Origin of the sequence: Vibrio salinus (assembly GCF_021272385.1) — a bacterium.
In the GTDB taxonomy this organism is placed as follows: Bacteria; Pseudomonadota; Gammaproteobacteria; order Enterobacterales; family Vibrionaceae; genus Vibrio; species Vibrio salinus.
This window is the reverse complement of sequence record NZ_JAJSDZ010000010.1, coordinates 614,444-630,359: the sequence shown is the minus strand read 5'-3', so window position 1 is coordinate 630,359 and position 15,916 is coordinate 614,444. Positions and strand designations below refer to the sequence as shown.

The window sequence follows — 15,916 nt, the reverse complement described above, 5'->3', positions numbered from 1 at the left end:
AATTAATTGGAAATCCTTTCCAACTCACATTAAGCAGATTTAGCCAGAGCTTCATCTTCAGACTGTTGAGCTAACCAGGGTGCTTTCATTTTGCTCCAGACCGGATTATTTATAGTCATATCCATATCCCGGGCGAAGATTGCAAAACCATCAACACCATGATAAGGACCGGAATAATCCCAGCTGTGCATCTGACGGAATGGAATCCCCATTTTCTGGAATACGTATTTTTCTTTCACACCAGAACCGATGACATCCGGTTTTAATGCCTTAGCGAACTCTTCCAGTTCGTAAGCACTGGCATCATCGAACAAAATGGTGGAATCTTTGATATCAGGAATCGTTTTAACGTAGTCATCGTTATGAGCAAATTCATAACCAGCACCAACCACTTCCATACCCAAATCTTCATACGCACCAATGATATGACGCGGACGCAAACCACCGACATACAGCATCACGGACTTACCTTCCAAACGTGGCCGGTATTTTGCGATCACGGCATCCCATTCCTCTTTATAACGGGCAATCACGTCTTCCGTTTGTTTCTGGATTTTCTCATCAAAGAATGCTGCGATTTTACGCATGGACTCTTCAATTTTGGTCGGACCGAACAGGTTGTACTCCATCCATGGAATGTTATATTTTTCTTCCATGTAACGGGTAACGTAGTTCATTGAACGGTAACAGTGAACCAGATTCAGTTTTACCTTCGATGTGTTTTCCATTTCAGGCAAAGTACCGTCTCCAGACCACTGAGCAACCACACGCAGCCCCATGTCTTCCAGAATAATACGGGAAGCCCAGGCATCACCGCCGATATTGTAGTCGCCGACAATCGCCACATCGTAGTCTGTGGTTTCAAATTCCGAGTCAGCATCATCTTCCAGTACATAATCACGGAACACATCGTTCGCAATATGGTGACCCAGAGACTGAGATACCCCACGAAAACCTTCACAGCGCACAGGGAAGATTTTCTTGCCGATCTCTTCACCTTTCATTCGGGCAACCGCTTCGATATCATCACCGATAAGGCCAACCGGACATTCTGACTGAACGGAGATCCCTTTATTCAGAGGGAACAGTGTTTCTATTTCATCAATGGCTGCCGACAGTTTTTTATCGCCACCGAACACGATATCCCGTTCCTGAAAGTCTGTTGTAAAGTTAATGGTTGCGAATGAATCCACACCGGTAACACCCGTGTAGTAGTTGCGACGGCCGGCACGGGAATACTGACCACAACCAACAGGACCATGAGAGATATGGACAATATCTTTTATCGGTCCCCAAACCACACCACGGGAGCCGGCGTAAGCACAACCACGAACCGTCATAACACCCGGTACCGATTTACGGTTGGAAACCACACATTTTGCACTGTCCACACTACTGTCATTCACAGTCATATGTTTCGTACGGTCTTTTTTCGCTGCTTCGGGATAAACTTCAAGAACTTCATCAACCAAAGCTTTAGCTTGTTCTATACTCATCGACATATTTTTTTCCTCATATGCGGATTTTAAGGAAAGCTCTAAACAAGCCTACTTATGCAGATGCTTCTTCTGCAGCGGTTTTACCCACGATGGATTCGTCTTCAACATCCATGATGCCGAATTCCATCAGCAGATCTTCCAGTTCATCCATCGTTGCCGGTGTTGGAATGACAAACAGCTCGTTGTTGATCACTTTCTGAGCCAGCGCACGGTATTCATCGGCCTGATTACAAGTTGGGTCATATTCGATAACGGTCATACGACGAATTTCTGCACGTTGGACTATGTTGTCACGAGGAACAAAGTGAATCATCTGAGTGCCCAGTTTTGCTGCCAGAGCTTCAATCAGTTCATCTTCGCGGTCAGTGTTACGTGAGTTACAGATCAGACCGGCAAGACGGACGGAACCGGAAGTTGCGTATTTACAAATACCTTTTGAAATGTTGTTTGCCGCATACATTGCCATCATTTCACCGGAACACACGATGTAGATTTCCTGCGCTTTGTTTTCACGGATAGGCATTGCGAAACCACCACATACCACGTCACCCAGTACGTCATAGAAAACAAAATCCAAATCTTCTTCGTATGCGCCTTCTTCTTCAAGAAAGTTAATCGCTGTAATAACACCACGGCCAGCACAACCAACCCCCGGCTCCGGACCACCGGACTCAACGCAGTGCACATCTCCGTAACCGACTCTCATCACATCTTCCAGTTCAATATCTTCGACCGAACCCGCTTCTGCCGCCGCTTCCATAATGGTGTTCTGAGCTTTAGAGTGAAGAATCAGACGGGTAGAATCCGCTTTCGGGTCACAACCGATGATCATGATTTTTTTACCCGCTTCAGCAAGTGCAGCCACTAAGTTTTGAGTTGTGGTCGACTTACCGATACCACCTTTTCCGTAAATTGCACATTGACGAATTGCCATATTGGTTCCCTCCATAGGATGTTAAAAAACAATTCCCTATATCGATTGCGAAAACCGAGCCAACTTAACAAAAAATAATTAATTCTTTAAATTCAAAAAGTTAAATTATAAAAAGCGAACAAAGAACAATAACAAATCGCACTTTGTTCGCTTTTTTACAAAGATTGTATGGTTTTACAGGCATGAGCCGACATACTCACTAATACTTGTATGTCGAAATAACGTGACTCAGATTGATGGGACGGGAATAGTAGTATCCCTGATGCAAATCGGCACCCAGTTCCAATAAATGGTCTTTAATTACCTCAGATTCAACGCCTTCAGCAACAACGGAGCAGTTAAGATCCCGGGCCAGACCAAGTACATGGCAGATAATGGACAAATTGATTTCATTGTCTGTGAAGTCTCCGACAAATGAGCGGTCAATTTTTATCTCTTCAATCGGCAACTCTCTTAAAAGAATTCATGACGAGAACCCGGTACCAAAATCATCGACACTGAATGAGAAGCCAAGGTCATTAATGATCTTCATCACCCGTTTGGCTTTATCAATATCTTCCACCATATCCCGCTCCGTAATCTCAAATGCAAAATCACCGGGCTGGATATGTTGTTCAGAAATTAACCGGGTTAATAAATTTGGGACCGCTTCGGTCTGGATATCTTTCGCTGATAAATTAATATGTATACTTCCGGTAAACCCTTCTTTTCGTAAAACCGAAAGGTCTCTGGCTGCCGCCTTGATTACCCACTCGGTAATCAGGTTAATTAATGCGCTTTTTTCGGCAAGAGGCACAAACTTATCCGGCATGATCATAGTTCCGTCACTCTGAGGCCAGCGAAGCAATGCTTCTAAAGCAGAGAGTGAATTCATTCTGGCATTCATGATCGGCTGATAATACAGCTCAAACTCATTTTCCTCGAGCGCAACACCCAAACGCTGAGACAGCTTAAGCTTCTCATAAGAGACAACACCCAGTTGTTCATAGTAAAACGTGTACTTCTGTGCGTTTTTTTTCGAATAATACATGGCCAGATCGGACTGTTTCAACAGACCTATCACTTCCTGTGTGTCCTGTGGATACTTAGCAATACCGATACTGGCTGATGTGTTCATTGAATATGTCAGAATATCGATCGGAGTTTTCAATGACTCATGAACGGTGTCCACAACAGCCAAAATTTCCTTATCATCCACACTGTCAACAATCAGGGCAAACTCATCGCCACCAAGACGGAAAATATGGCTATCATCGGGGATATTCTCCTGAATTCGTTTTGCTACAGAAATCAGAAAACGATCGCCCATGTAATGACCTAACCCGTCATTAATTTGTTTAAAGTTATTTAAATCAATCAGAAAAAGAGTAAACCGGTTGTGGCTCCGACTTTCAAGACTCTGTAAAAGATATTTACGGTTTGGCAATCCGGTCAGTCCATCGTGTAAAGACTTATGCCTTTCCTCCTGAGCAATCTGATTAAGCTTTAAAATCGCCTTAAGCGAAAGTGGAATCACCAACGACACAAATATCGCGCCACCAGATAACACAGCCGTAAGAACAATAAAAATGGGATTTAGCGTTGAGAGAAACAGAATCTCAAAAAATAAAAACAAATAGGCTGCGATAAAAAGAGGAATAAAGGCAACCAGAATCTGCCAGCCTCTTGATGGATCAAGCTGACAGATTTTCTTTGCCGGTATGAGGCTTCTAACCAGAAGCAATGTTCCGATAGCAACAAGGGCCAGCAATGTCATTTTTAATATCATATATTTACTGTGTGCTAAATGCTTCCGATTAAAGGTGACGGACAATACAAAGCCGGCTAATTGTTACGCGTACCGATTAAAATCACAATAACTATATTATAGGTGAAAACGAGATACACATCTCACTCTTAGTTAATAATGCGGATATGACTGCCTGTCGTCGATGGAATAACATCAATCCGGCAGCCAATTTGCTCTTTTAATTCATTCACATGAGAAATAATACCAATCGTTCTGCCACTTCGTTGCAACTCCAGTAACACCTGAATCGCCAGATCCAAAGCTTCGGAATCAAGACTGCCAAACCCTTCATCAACAAATAATGTATCCAGCCGTATGCCACCACTGTATGACTGCACCACATCGGATAACCCCAGAGCAAGAGCCAGTGCAGCCATAAAGGATTCGCCACCGGACAAAGTCGCCACATCACGGCTTTTACCGGTATAGCTGTCTTCAACGATCAATTCCAGCCCGGAACTTGCGTTCCCTTTATTACGATCCGTTTTACGATAAAGTAGGTATCGTCCCTGCGTCATCGTCCTTAAGCGATGCGATGCCTGAATCAGAATGTCATCCAGTAATACTCCCAGAACAAACCGGTGCAAACTGATACGGGCACTGTTTTTACCATTGGCAACATCACTTAACGTCCCCAGAACCTGATACTCTTTTTCCAGCGCTTCGTTTTTTTTCTTCAGTAACCGGATGCCTTCCTGTACTTTTTCCAGCCGCTCTTTCTCTGAATTGACGCGCATAAAATCGTCATTGGCTTCTCTGACTTCATTCTGTTTTGCATCCAACTGTTTCTGCCAGTATCCGATATCGGGTAATTCCTGTCCGGTCAGTTCGTTATCCAGATCCTGAAGTGTCGTCTTCAGGGACAACAAGCGGTTTTCATACTCTTTTATCTCCTGCTGCAATAACTCAACTTTACCCTGTTCCTGTCTGGCAGCTAAAAAGGCGTCTGTTGTCTGAAAATCACTGGTCAACAAAACGCGATTCCAGTTTTCATGTGCCTGCCAACAGCTTTGCTCCTGTAACTGATACCTTGTTTTCAGGTTTGCTAATGCCGAATCAAGCACTGAATACTGCTTTTCAGCCACTTCCCTTTGCTGTTGAAGGCTGACGGTCTGGGATTCAACATGATTAATTTTCTGATCCAATTCCTGAATCTGCGTCATAACCTGCCCGAAAGACTCCGCCGTTCCACTCTCCTTCCGGTAAACCGCGATTTTCCCTTCGAGGATAGTCAGTTCTTTTTGTACCTTTTCGGTTTCCGTCTGCCTGTCTGAATATGACTGCGTCAGGCGCTCGAGGTCCACCTGAAGAGATGATAATCTGGCCATCAAGGGAGCCATGTCCATTGATTCCATCTGAGACAGTTCCTGCTGCCGGACACGAATCAAACCGGTTAATGAGTCTGGTTCCGGTAATGTATCAACCAAAGATAACGTCTTCTCTATCTCAGCCAGCCGTTCCGATTCACTCTCCAGACGACGGCCAATATCCGTTATATTATTTTCTGTTGCAGACAATGCATTCTGTTTTTCCATCCACTGCCAGCGGGTCAGGTCAACCTGATCCTTAGTGACAATCTCACCACTGAATTCTGCCGGTTGCGGATGTTCGGTACTTCCGCACACAGGACATGGGACACTTTCCTGTAGATGCGACGCTAACTCAGCCGCCTGATTTTTTACCCAGGCTAACTCCGTTTTCAGAGCCGTATTATCCGCAGTCATGACTTCCTGCTTCAACCGGTGAGACTGAGCCTGCCCGGCCTTAAGTTCACGCTGTAACTGTTCAATAGCGCGTCTTCTTTTACGCTGCTCATCAAACCAAGCCTGATATTCCGTCAGCTCTTTTATTTCATGCCGGATAACGGGCAACCGTTCTTTTTCACGTGTTTGCCTGTCTATCTCTTTTTCCAGATGTTTTATTTCATCCTGAGCACACTGAATCTGGCGCTCAATCGTCTCTTTTTCTGTCCGGACTGACTGTAATTGTTTGTTTTGTTCACTTACCGACATTGTCAGTTGCTGCATCGCTTCCAACTGCTCTTTCTGCATTTTTAACCGATATAACGCATCCCGCCACTCCGGCAGACTCTTTTGTTGTTTTTCCAGTTCAGCGACAGATGCCCGGAGACGAGTAAGCCTGACTTTGGCATCCTGAGCATCCTGACCAGCCCGCTCCGTTTCTTTACCCAATTCAGCCAACTGCTTATTCAGTTTAAGATAATCGGAATAATGATGCGCAATCCTGTTAGCATCCATTGTCTGAGTCAGCTGAGTTTGCTTCGCCGTGATCGTTTCCTGTTGCTCTTTGTGGTCCGACAGCTGTTTTCTGACCTCAGTGACCTTCTGAAAACGCTCCAGCAATGCCTGTCTGGCAATGAAGTCGGCTTTTAGTACTTCATGCTCATTTTGTTTACCACGGAGTAACACCTGTTTCTCTGACCTCAATGACATCAAATCATCTTTTTTTTTCACCAGCTCGTCTTCGTCCGAAACCCCGGCCACTTCAAGCTGCCCGAATATTTGCTGATCAAAGGCCCCTTTCTGTTTCCGGATATCCGAGGCTTTATCCATTAATATCCGTTCGATGTCGAGATACATATGCGTTTCAAACAACTGACCTAATATCTGCTCACGGTCTTTTGAACCGGCCAGCAACAGCTCTCTGAATTTTCCCTGAGGAATGACCATCACCTGACGAAACTGCTTAACATTAAGACCAATGCGGTTCTGCACTTCTTTTTCTATGTCTTTTGGACGATTCGAAATTAGCACCGGCTCATCGTTTTTCATTTCATAAAACGTCGCTTTGTGCGTCTGTCTGGTTAACCCGCTTCCTCGTTTTTTCGGTAGCCACTGTTCCGGGGATCGGGAAATTTCATACCGGACGGAACCTAATTCAAACTCAAACGTAACGTAAGTCATGATGTCCTGAGACGCAAAATCACAACGCATCTGATCACCACTCCGGTCACTGCCGGTGGTTTCATTAAAAAGAGCAAAACAGATGGCATCCAGAATCGAGCTTTTCCCGGCACCTGTCGGGCCATTAATCATAAAAAACGGCGCAGTGCCCAGAAGAGAAAAATCGATGATTTCTTTTTTAGCAAACGGGCCAAAAGCCTGCATTTCTAAACGAACCGGTTTCACTGTTTATCCTCCTGCTCACGACGCAAATTTTTAATCACCTGCTGAATTACATCAGACTGAGCTTCTGATAACGGGTCTCCATGAATCTGTGAAAAGAAATCTCTGAACATATCCATCTCATTATGCGCCAGTTCCGGTTTTATTAACGGCTCATCCAAATCTCTTAACATACCCGGTTTCTCAAGATGCAGTACATTCGGATAAACGTCCCGGAGACGTTCCATCGGTTCCAGAATGGCGTGCTTATCAAAAAGACGAACCATGATGAAATCATCGTAATGCGGATCTGACTTCCCTGTTTCCAGTATTTGATCGAAATACCCTTCTATCACCCGCACATCCCGGCGGGCTTTAAGCGGTAATACAGTCAATTGTGGTGGCTGAGAAGGTTCTGAAAATTCCACTACGGTTACGCTTTTGCGTTGATGTTGCTCAGAAAAGCTGTACTTCATCAGAGAACCGGAATAGCGGACAGTTTCTTCCCCCCGGTACTGGGGCTGATGCAAATGCCCCAAAGCAACATAATCAAATCCCGAGAAATGTTGATAATTAACCCGGTCTGCACCGCCTATCGATAAAGGTCTTTCTGAATCGCTTTCCTCTGCACCGTCAACAAAACAGTGAGCCACCAAAACATTCGACCGCTCAGGTGATATTTCCTGTTTTATCTGCTCACACAGAAAAGCGTAAATATCATCATGCTGACTGAATGACTGAGAAAAGGTTGCTCTGGCTAACTCCGGGTCAAGAAAAGGAATGCCGTAAAAAGCGGTCTCACTTCCCTCACGATCCGTTAACACGACGGGTGTCAGATAATCCGCAGGTTCAGATAAGATATACAGACCGGACGACTGCATTTGTGAAGATGCAAACCCAAGACGCACGGCGCTGTCATGATTTCCAGGAATTACAATTAATGGGGTCTGGCAATCCCGGCATATTTTTTCTACTGCATCATTAAGTAACTCTATCGCCGCCAATGGGGGAACGGCACGATCATAAATATCACCGGCAATGACAACCGCATCAGGCCGTTCAGTTTTTATGTAGTCAATCAGCTGTTCTAATACAATACGCTGATCATCAACTAAAGAAACATTGTGAAACTGGCGACCGAGATGCCAGTCTGAGGTATGGATAAACTTCATGATATGCCTGGAAAAAACGAATCTGGGCATATCATACTGGAATTAACAGAGCAGCTAAACCAATGGTTTTACTCTGCGCGCATTTTCAATTTTCTTGGCACTAATTCCAGTCCCGGCTGATACCGCTTCGCCGTCGCATTTAGTGCAATCGCCAGTGCACTGTCGGCAATCAGCTCAAACTGTTGGGGTAATGAGTTAATTTTTATTGGCAGAAAATCAAGTAACCGGTTATCACCAAATGTTGCCAGACGAATTTTATTCATGATTTCGGGCTGATCTGACAAGACATCCAGAATGCCTTCCAGCAAAGTAAAAGACGTCGTCACTATGGCATCCGGCAGACAGTTCAACCGAATCCAATCGAGGAAAATCTGTTTGCCATCTTCACGGTTAAACTGTTTACCGTAACCGATTAACATTTTCCGTTTCCCTTTTCTGACGGCTTCTTCAAATCCCAGTTGCCGGTCAACAGAAATGCTTAAATCCGGTAGTGCACCGATCAGTCCAATCGTCTGTACGCCTTCTCTGACCATGGATTCTGTCAGATCTCGGGCTGCGCCATAATCTTCGCTCACAACACAGGAAAAATACTCATCATCCATCGGACGGTCAATTGCAATTACCGGTGTACCCTCTTTCTGCAGATCAGCATAAAAATCACTGGCATCCGGAATTGAACTGGCAACAAATAGTGCATCCACCCGCCGGGAAACTAACGTTTTTACCACTGACTTTTCCGTCTGAGCATCGTCGTCAGAACAGGCAATCAAAATTTGATACCCGGCTTTTCGTGAGTTCTGCTCCAGAAGCTTAGACAATTTCGCATAACTGGTATTTTCGAGATCTGGAATAATCAGTCCGAATGAACGGCTGTTCCCTGCCCGCAATGCCGAAGCGGCATGGTCAGGACTGTAGTTATGTTCTTCAACAACGGCCATTACCCGTTGTTGTGTTTTTTCACTGATTCTGTATTTTTGTGCTTTACCGTTAATCACGTAACTGGCTGTTGTTTTTGACACGCCCGCAAGCTTGGCCACTTCATCTAAGGTCATATTTATCACTCTTCAAACGTGCGTTGGATCATATTATTAAAACTTTGATCCTCGAATTTATTGCATTATACGCTGAACCGATTCAGTATTAAAGCTGAAAGGATTCAGCAAAATTCAAAAATGATAGCAAAATCGAGTTTTCTGTACTAAGTATTAAGAGAATCAATAAAAACGTCATTTTCATGGTTTTGCTGAATTTTTTAAATGTTTGCTGAAACGATTCAGCAAAAGATAACTGAAGTCAAAATTTCATCACTAATAAATAAGGGTTCCGGATAATAAATTATTAGAGAACGGTAGTGATTATTCTGGTTAAAACTTCACCGGACAAGGCACAAAGGGGCTACAAAATGCTACAACTAAATCCAAGTAACATCCAACTGGGCCAGGCCCATTCGAATAAGCTGGATGCTATTCGTTCAATTGCAGCTGATCTGACTACAAAAGGACTGGTCGATGCAGGATACGTAGAAGGTATGCTGAATCGTGAAAACCAAAATTCAACATTTTTGGGTAACGGTATTGCAATCCCACACGGTACAACAGATACACGTCCACTGGTAAAAGAAACCGGCGTGGCTGTTCATCACTTCGCTGAAGGCGTTGACTGGGGTGACGGTAATACTGTTTACGTGGCAATCGGTATTGCCGCAAAATCTGACGAACACCTTGGCATCCTGAAACAACTGACAAAAGTACTATCTGCTGATGGTGTTGAAGAAAAACTAAAATCTGCAACATCAGCAAATGACATTATTGCCCTTCTGAATGGTGATGTTCAGTTCGATGCGGATTTTGACGAATCCACTATTCAAACCCAATTCCCTGCAACCGGCTTTGTTCAGCTGTCTGCTGTTGCCGGTGGACTCCTGAAAAACAAAGGCTGTGCCGATTCAGATTTTATTTCTGACATCGTAGCAAAAGAACCAACCAATCTGGGGAAAGGTTTGTGGCTTGTCAGCAGTAATAAAGCGGTAAAACGTACTGGTGTATCTTTTGTATCAGCCACAGACAGTTTTGAAGTAAACGGTCAGCCAGTGAAAGCATTGCTTGCTGTTGCCGCCTGCAATGGCGCACACCAGAGCATTCTTGAAAAATTGTCTGAAATCGTATTCAAACAAGAACAAGACGCTTTAGCAAACGCAGATGCTAAACAGGTTCTGGTTAAATTTGGTCTGGCAGAAGCTGCGGCTGATGAAGCGGGAGCCAATACAGTTATTTACACGATTAAAAACCCACATGGCCTGCATGCTCGTCCGGGCGCAATGCTGGTAGCTGAAGCGAAAAAATTCGAATGCAGCATCAAAGTTGCAAATCTGGATGGTGACGGAAAAGCCGTCAATGCAAAAAGCTTAATGAAAGTTATCGCTTTGGGTGTGAAATGTGGCCACAAACTGCAATTTACCGCTGATGGTGCTGATGCAACTCAGGCTCTGGAAGCTCTTGGAGCAGCGATCGATTCTGGTTTAGGTGAGTAATATCATGACTAAAAAAGTTGTCACTATCACTTTAAACCCGGCATTGGATCTTACTGGTCACATTAATACTTTAAATGTGGGTTCAGTAAGTCTGGTCAATGAATCTGACCTGCATGCCGCCGGTAAAGGTGTAAACGTAGCTAAAGTGCTGAGCGACCTTGGCGCTGAAGTGACTGTCACAGGCTTTTTGGGCAAAGATAACCAAGAACTGTTTTGTCAGTTGTTTGACGAAATGGGAGCTAAAGACGAATTTATCCGTGTAAACGGTGCAACCCGTATCAACGTGAAGCTGGTTGAAGAAAACGGTGAAGTCAGCGACATCAACTTCCCGGGCATCAATATTGCTCAGGCAGAAATTGAGCAATTTGAAGCAACGCTTGAACGTTTAGCCCAGAACCACGATTACTTTGTTATGGCTGGTAGCCTTCCTAAAGGAGTATCACCACAACTTTGTGCGGACTGGATCGAAAAACTTCATGATATGGGTAAAAAGGTATTGTTCGATAGTAGCCGGGACGCGCTTGAAGCAGGTTTAGATGCAAAACCATGGCTGATCAAACCTAACGATGAAGAGTTATCTATCTTTGTCGGTAAAGAGTTAAGCACTATCGAGGAATGTAAAGCTGCAGCAACAACGTTAGCATCAAAAGAAATTGACAATATTGTCGTTTCTATGGGTGCAAACGGAGTGATGTGGCTGAACAATGAAGAGTGGCTACAGGCTCAACCACCACGTATGCAAGTTGTAAGTACAGTTGGTGCCGGTGACACTCTGGTGGCAGGTCTTTGCTGGGGACACATGCAAGAAATGCCGAAAGAAGAACTACTTACTTTTGCAACCGCATTATCAGCGTTAGCTGTAACGCAAGTAGGTGTAGGTATGTCTGACGCTAAAGAATTAGCAACCCTACAACAACAAGTCCAATTACTTAGCTCTGAAGCTAGTAACTAGAACAAAAGGTCATAACTATGAAAATTGCCATTATTACAGCATGCCCTAGCGGCGTCGCGAATAGCATTTTAGCAGCAGGCTTACTTGAGCAAGCATCCAAGTCTCTGGGCTGGCCTGCTGATGTTGAATGCCAGTCATCTGTCGTTGATCAAAAAACACTGACTGACGCACAAATTGCTGAAGCAGAACTGGTTGTTATTGCAGCAAGTACACCAGTGGACACCACTCGCTTTGTCGGCAAAAAAGTATACAAAGCGGACATTTCAGAATGTACGACTGACCCGGTTGCTTTCTTAAAAACCGCATCTGAAAAAGCACAGGAACTGACCAGTGGTGAAACCGTTGCCGCTGCACCGGCAAGTGCCGCTAAGAAAATTGTGGCTATCACCGCGTGTCCTACCGGTGTTGCTCACACCTTTATGGCTGCTGAAGCTCTGGAAGAAAAAGGGGCCAAGCTGGGTTACGACGTTAAGGTGGAAAGACGCGGTTCAGTTGGCGCAAAAAACCAGCTTACTGCAGAAGAGATTGAAGCGGCTGACCTGGTTATCATTGCTGCGGACATCGAAGTTCCTCTTGACCGTTTCAACGGTAAAAAAATGTATAAAACCAGTACAGGCCTTGCTCTGAAGAAAACAGAACAAGAGTTTGAAAAAGCGTTAGCTCAGGCAACGGTTTATTCTGGTGGCAGTAATAAATCAAGTGAATCAACGGAAGAGAAAAAAGGCGTATACAAACACCTTATGACCGGCGTATCACACATGTTACCTGTTGTAGTTGCCGGTGGTCTTATCATTGCCCTTTCTTTTGTATTCGGTATCAAAGCATTTGAACAGGAAGGTACTCTGGCTGCCGCATTGATGAAAATCGGTGGTGGTTCTGCCTTTGCTCTGATGATTCCGGTTCTTGCCGGTTACATCGCGTTTTCAATTGCTGACCGTCCGGGGCTTGCACCTGGTCTTATCGGTGGTTCTCTGGCTGCTTCTATCGGATCTGGTTTCCTTGGTGGTATCGCTGCCGGTTTCATTGCTGGTTACTCAGCAAAACTGATTGCTGAAAAAGTTCAGTTACCACAATCAATGGAAGCACTGAAACCAATTCTGATCATTCCGTTCCTGGCAAGTTTATTTACCGGTTTGGTTATGATTTATGTTGTCGGTGGCCCGGTTGCCAGCATCATGACAGCCATGACAAACTTCCTGCAGAGCATGGGCTCAGCAAACGCTGTCATTCTGGGTATTATCCTTGGCGCAATGATGTGTTTCGACCTTGGTGGTCCGGTCAATAAAGCGGCTTACACCTTTGGTGTCGGTTTGTTAGCATCTCAACAATATCTGCCAATGGCTGCCATTATGGCTGCAGGTATGGTTCCCGCTCTTGGTATGGGTTTGGCTACTTTCATCGGTGGTAAAAAGTTCGAAGCCAGTGAACATGAAGCAGGTAAAGCATCATTTGTTCTTGGTCTATGCTTTATCTCTGAAGGTGCAATTCCATTTGCAGCAAAAGATCCAATCCGTGTAATTCCATCTTGTATGGTTGGCGGTGCCGTAACAGGTGCACTTTCAATGCTGTTCGGTGTTCACCTGATGGCTCCACACGGTGGTCTGTTTGTTCTGGCTATCCCTGGTGCAATTAACATCCCAGGCTCAACCGGTATCACAGCTGTACTGATGTACCTTGCTGCTATCGCGATTGGTACTATTATCACCGGTTTTGGCTACACCATGATTAAACAGGGTGAAAAAGCATAATACTCATTAAATCCCGATATTGGAGTTAATTTTTTGTAACTCTCCCCATTAAGTCTATGTAACATTTGCCAGCGAATATTTTTCGCTGGCTTTTTTATTCCCGGCAGAAAACTTCGTAAAAAATAGCAAATAAAACAAAAAACGCGCTGACAACAGCGCGCTAACCAGAAATAAGTCTCTCATCTATCAGCTATTTCTTCTTCTTTGTTTTTCCCTGAACGGCCTTAAATCTGGGATTGCTTTTGCATATCACATAAATACGCCCCCGGCGTTTGACAATCTGACAGTCAGTATGACGCTTTTTGGCTGATTTTAATGAACTCAGTACCTGCATTATTTTTCTCCCTGTGCTTTTGACGCAAGATGGCCAAAACGACGGTTAAAGTTAGCTATTCTGCCCTCTTTACCTACAGCTCTTTGTTTACCGGTATAAAAAGAATGAGACTCTGAGGACACTTCAATCGCATAATAAGGGTACGTTTGTCCATCGTTCCACTCTATAATTTTATCCGTTTGCACGGAGGAACCAATCAGAAAATAATGATCAATACTGGTATCGTGAAAAACAACGGTCCTGTATACAGGATGAATATCAGGTTTCATAATCCCACCTCAAGAAATGTTATAACATAACAATAATATAATTGAGAATTATTATCAATAACCTTTTATTACCTTTATAAAAAATGATTGAAAATAACTGACCGCTATTTCGATAATATGAGACAAATCAATAAACATTCATTTCTGCACTTCTCTAACCTGTTCCTGAACTATATTCTGGTCACATAGTATGATGCTTAACAATGATGCCAATGTGATGAAAACCTTCTTATTCATATGCCTGATACTCTGGTTTCCTACCCTCTTTTTCACAGAGCCGGAAAATAGCCAGTTTTTCTACTGGAGACATCATTTGACTATACTGACCGGGTTTATCGGTTTTGCATGCATGACTGTCTCTGTCATTCTGGCACTAAGACTGAAATGGGTAGAAGACCGGATGAACGGGCTGGATAATATGTATGCCCTCCACAAAAGAATGGGAATCACTGCATTGATTTCGCTAGTGCTTCACTGGCTGATCATAAAATCGGCTAAATGGCTGATTGCACTTGATATCATTGCCCGTCGTCGTCGTGGATCTCATTTCGGATCAGGTCATGGTTTTGATGGTATTAACTGGACTCATCTTGCAAAAGAAGTCGGTGAATATACTTTCTATATCTTCGTTATTTTTGTCGCAATCAGCCTTATTCAGATAATCAGTTACCGGAAATTCAGGTTTATACACAAAATTGCAGGAGCTCTTTTTATTGCCGGTGCTTTTCATAGCCTTATCCTGATGGATTTGAAATGGTCATCTTTAAGCATTGATATCTTTATTATCTTAATGTGTCTGATCGGTACCATCGGAGCTCTAATTTCTCTCACGGGAAAAATCGGAAAAGCGAACCAGTCAGAAGGAGAAATAACGTCGTATAAAGTGTATGGCAAACCGAATGTATCAAAGCGGGTTGTTCATTTATTTGTTCGCCTCAGACAGCCGGTTCATTATAAAGAAGGACAGTTTGCCTACCTCAATTTTCACGATGGTGAAGCGCCTCATCCATTCACCATTCTGGATTATAATACCAAAACACAATCGATTGAATTTGCAATCAAAGAGCTGGGGGATTACACCTCTGATCTCATTGATACAATCAGCACCCTGAAAACGGTAACCATAGAAGGTGGTTATGGCCGTTTCCACATTCCAAAAGAAAACAAACAGATATGGGTAGGTTCGGGTATTGGCGTCGTTCCTTTCATTTCCTGGCTACAGTGGCAGAATAAACACACTGACTCAATAAAACAACACCAGTCTATTGATTTTTATTATTGCCGTCATAGTCAGAAAGAGGCGTATTTCGAGAACGTGTTACAGAAATTAGTCCGGCCTTTTCCCAATATTTCACTCCATATTTTTACCAGGGAAGAGCAGGGACGCAGACTTACGACAGAAGATATTATCCCGGAAACGTCGCTTACCGAGTCTGTTTCTGTCAGCTTTTGTGGCCCGGTCGAATTTTCACGGCAACTTTCAGAACGGTTATTTGAACTGGGACTGCCTGAACATAGATTTCACTGCGAAAAATTTGTCATGCGGTAACTATTTGATGGGATG

General features: G+C 43.9%; 11 protein-coding genes and 1 pseudogene. 4 read left to right on the top strand and 8 right to left on the bottom strand.

The window, feature by feature from the left end:
* Positions 1-29 precede the first annotated feature (29 nt).
* From nifD to cra, 6 genes and pseudogenes are all read right to left on the bottom strand, one after another.
* Entirely contained in the window at positions 30-1,502 is a 1,473-nt protein-coding gene (nifD, locus tag LRQ06_RS16265; RefSeq protein ID WP_232768099.1) for a nitrogenase molybdenum-iron protein alpha chain, read from the bottom strand.
* A 49-nt stretch (positions 1,503-1,551) separates the two neighbouring features.
* A complete protein-coding gene (gene nifH, locus LRQ06_RS16260) occupies positions 1,552-2,433 on the bottom strand; it encodes a nitrogenase iron protein (RefSeq protein WP_232768098.1) in 882 nt (293 codons plus the stop codon).
* Between the two features lie 199 nt (positions 2,434-2,632).
* Positions 2,633-4,189: pseudogene (locus tag LRQ06_RS16255) on the bottom strand (putative bifunctional diguanylate cyclase/phosphodiesterase).
* 140 nt (positions 4,190-4,329) lie between these two features.
* Positions 4,330-7,371 (bottom strand): AAA family ATPase, encoded by a 3,042-nt coding sequence (locus LRQ06_RS16250; protein WP_232768097.1) that lies wholly within the window; start codon positions 7,369-7,371, stop codon positions 4,330-4,332.
* Positions 7,368-8,519, bottom strand: coding sequence for an exonuclease SbcCD subunit D (locus LRQ06_RS16245; protein WP_232768096.1), 1,152 nt, complete (start codon positions 8,517-8,519; stop codon positions 7,368-7,370). Before LRQ06_RS16245 ends, LRQ06_RS16250 begins: the two co-directional genes overlap by 4 nt.
* A gap of 68 nt (positions 8,520-8,587) precedes the next feature.
* Positions 8,588-9,571: a catabolite repressor/activator gene (gene cra, locus LRQ06_RS16240; protein ID WP_232768095.1), complete on the bottom strand. Its 984-nt coding sequence runs from the start codon at positions 9,569-9,571 to the stop codon at positions 8,588-8,590.
* A 350-nt stretch (positions 9,572-9,921) separates the two neighbouring features.
* Here cra and fruB point away from each other — a divergent pair, with 350 nt between their 5' ends.
* The 3 genes from fruB to LRQ06_RS16225 are packed head-to-tail and all read left to right on the top strand — an operon-like array spanning position 9,922 to position 13,749.
* A complete protein-coding gene (gene fruB, locus LRQ06_RS16235; protein WP_232768094.1) occupies positions 9,922-11,049 on the top strand; it encodes a fused PTS fructose transporter subunit IIA/HPr protein in 1,128 nt (375 codons plus the stop codon).
* A gap of 4 nt (positions 11,050-11,053) precedes the next feature.
* On the top strand, positions 11,054-12,001 hold the full coding sequence (pfkB, locus tag LRQ06_RS16230) for a 1-phosphofructokinase (protein WP_232768093.1): 948 nt from the start codon (positions 11,054-11,056) through the stop codon (positions 11,999-12,001).
* 17 nt (positions 12,002-12,018) lie between these two features.
* The gene (locus LRQ06_RS16225) at positions 12,019-13,749 is read left to right on the top strand and encodes a PTS fructose-like transporter subunit IIB (RefSeq protein ID WP_232768092.1); all 1,731 of its coding nucleotides are present in this window, start codon (positions 12,019-12,021) and stop codon (positions 13,747-13,749) included.
* Between the two features lie 190 nt (positions 13,750-13,939).
* Here LRQ06_RS16225 and ykgO read toward each other — a convergent pair whose 3' ends face one another.
* The gene (gene ykgO / locus LRQ06_RS16220) at positions 13,940-14,083 is read right to left on the bottom strand and encodes a type B 50S ribosomal protein L36 (RefSeq protein WP_232768091.1); all 144 of its coding nucleotides are present in this window, start codon (positions 14,081-14,083) and stop codon (positions 13,940-13,942) included.
* A complete protein-coding gene (locus LRQ06_RS16215; RefSeq protein ID WP_232768090.1) occupies positions 14,083-14,352 on the bottom strand; it encodes a type B 50S ribosomal protein L31 in 270 nt (89 codons plus the stop codon). Before LRQ06_RS16215 ends, ykgO begins: the two co-directional genes overlap by 1 nt.
* A 190-nt stretch (positions 14,353-14,542) precedes the next feature.
* Between LRQ06_RS16215 and LRQ06_RS16210 the strand changes: the two genes are divergently transcribed.
* A complete protein-coding gene (locus tag LRQ06_RS16210) occupies positions 14,543-15,901 on the top strand; it encodes a ferredoxin reductase family protein (protein ID WP_232768089.1) in 1,359 nt (452 codons plus the stop codon).
* Positions 15,902-15,916: the final 15 nt, after the last annotated feature.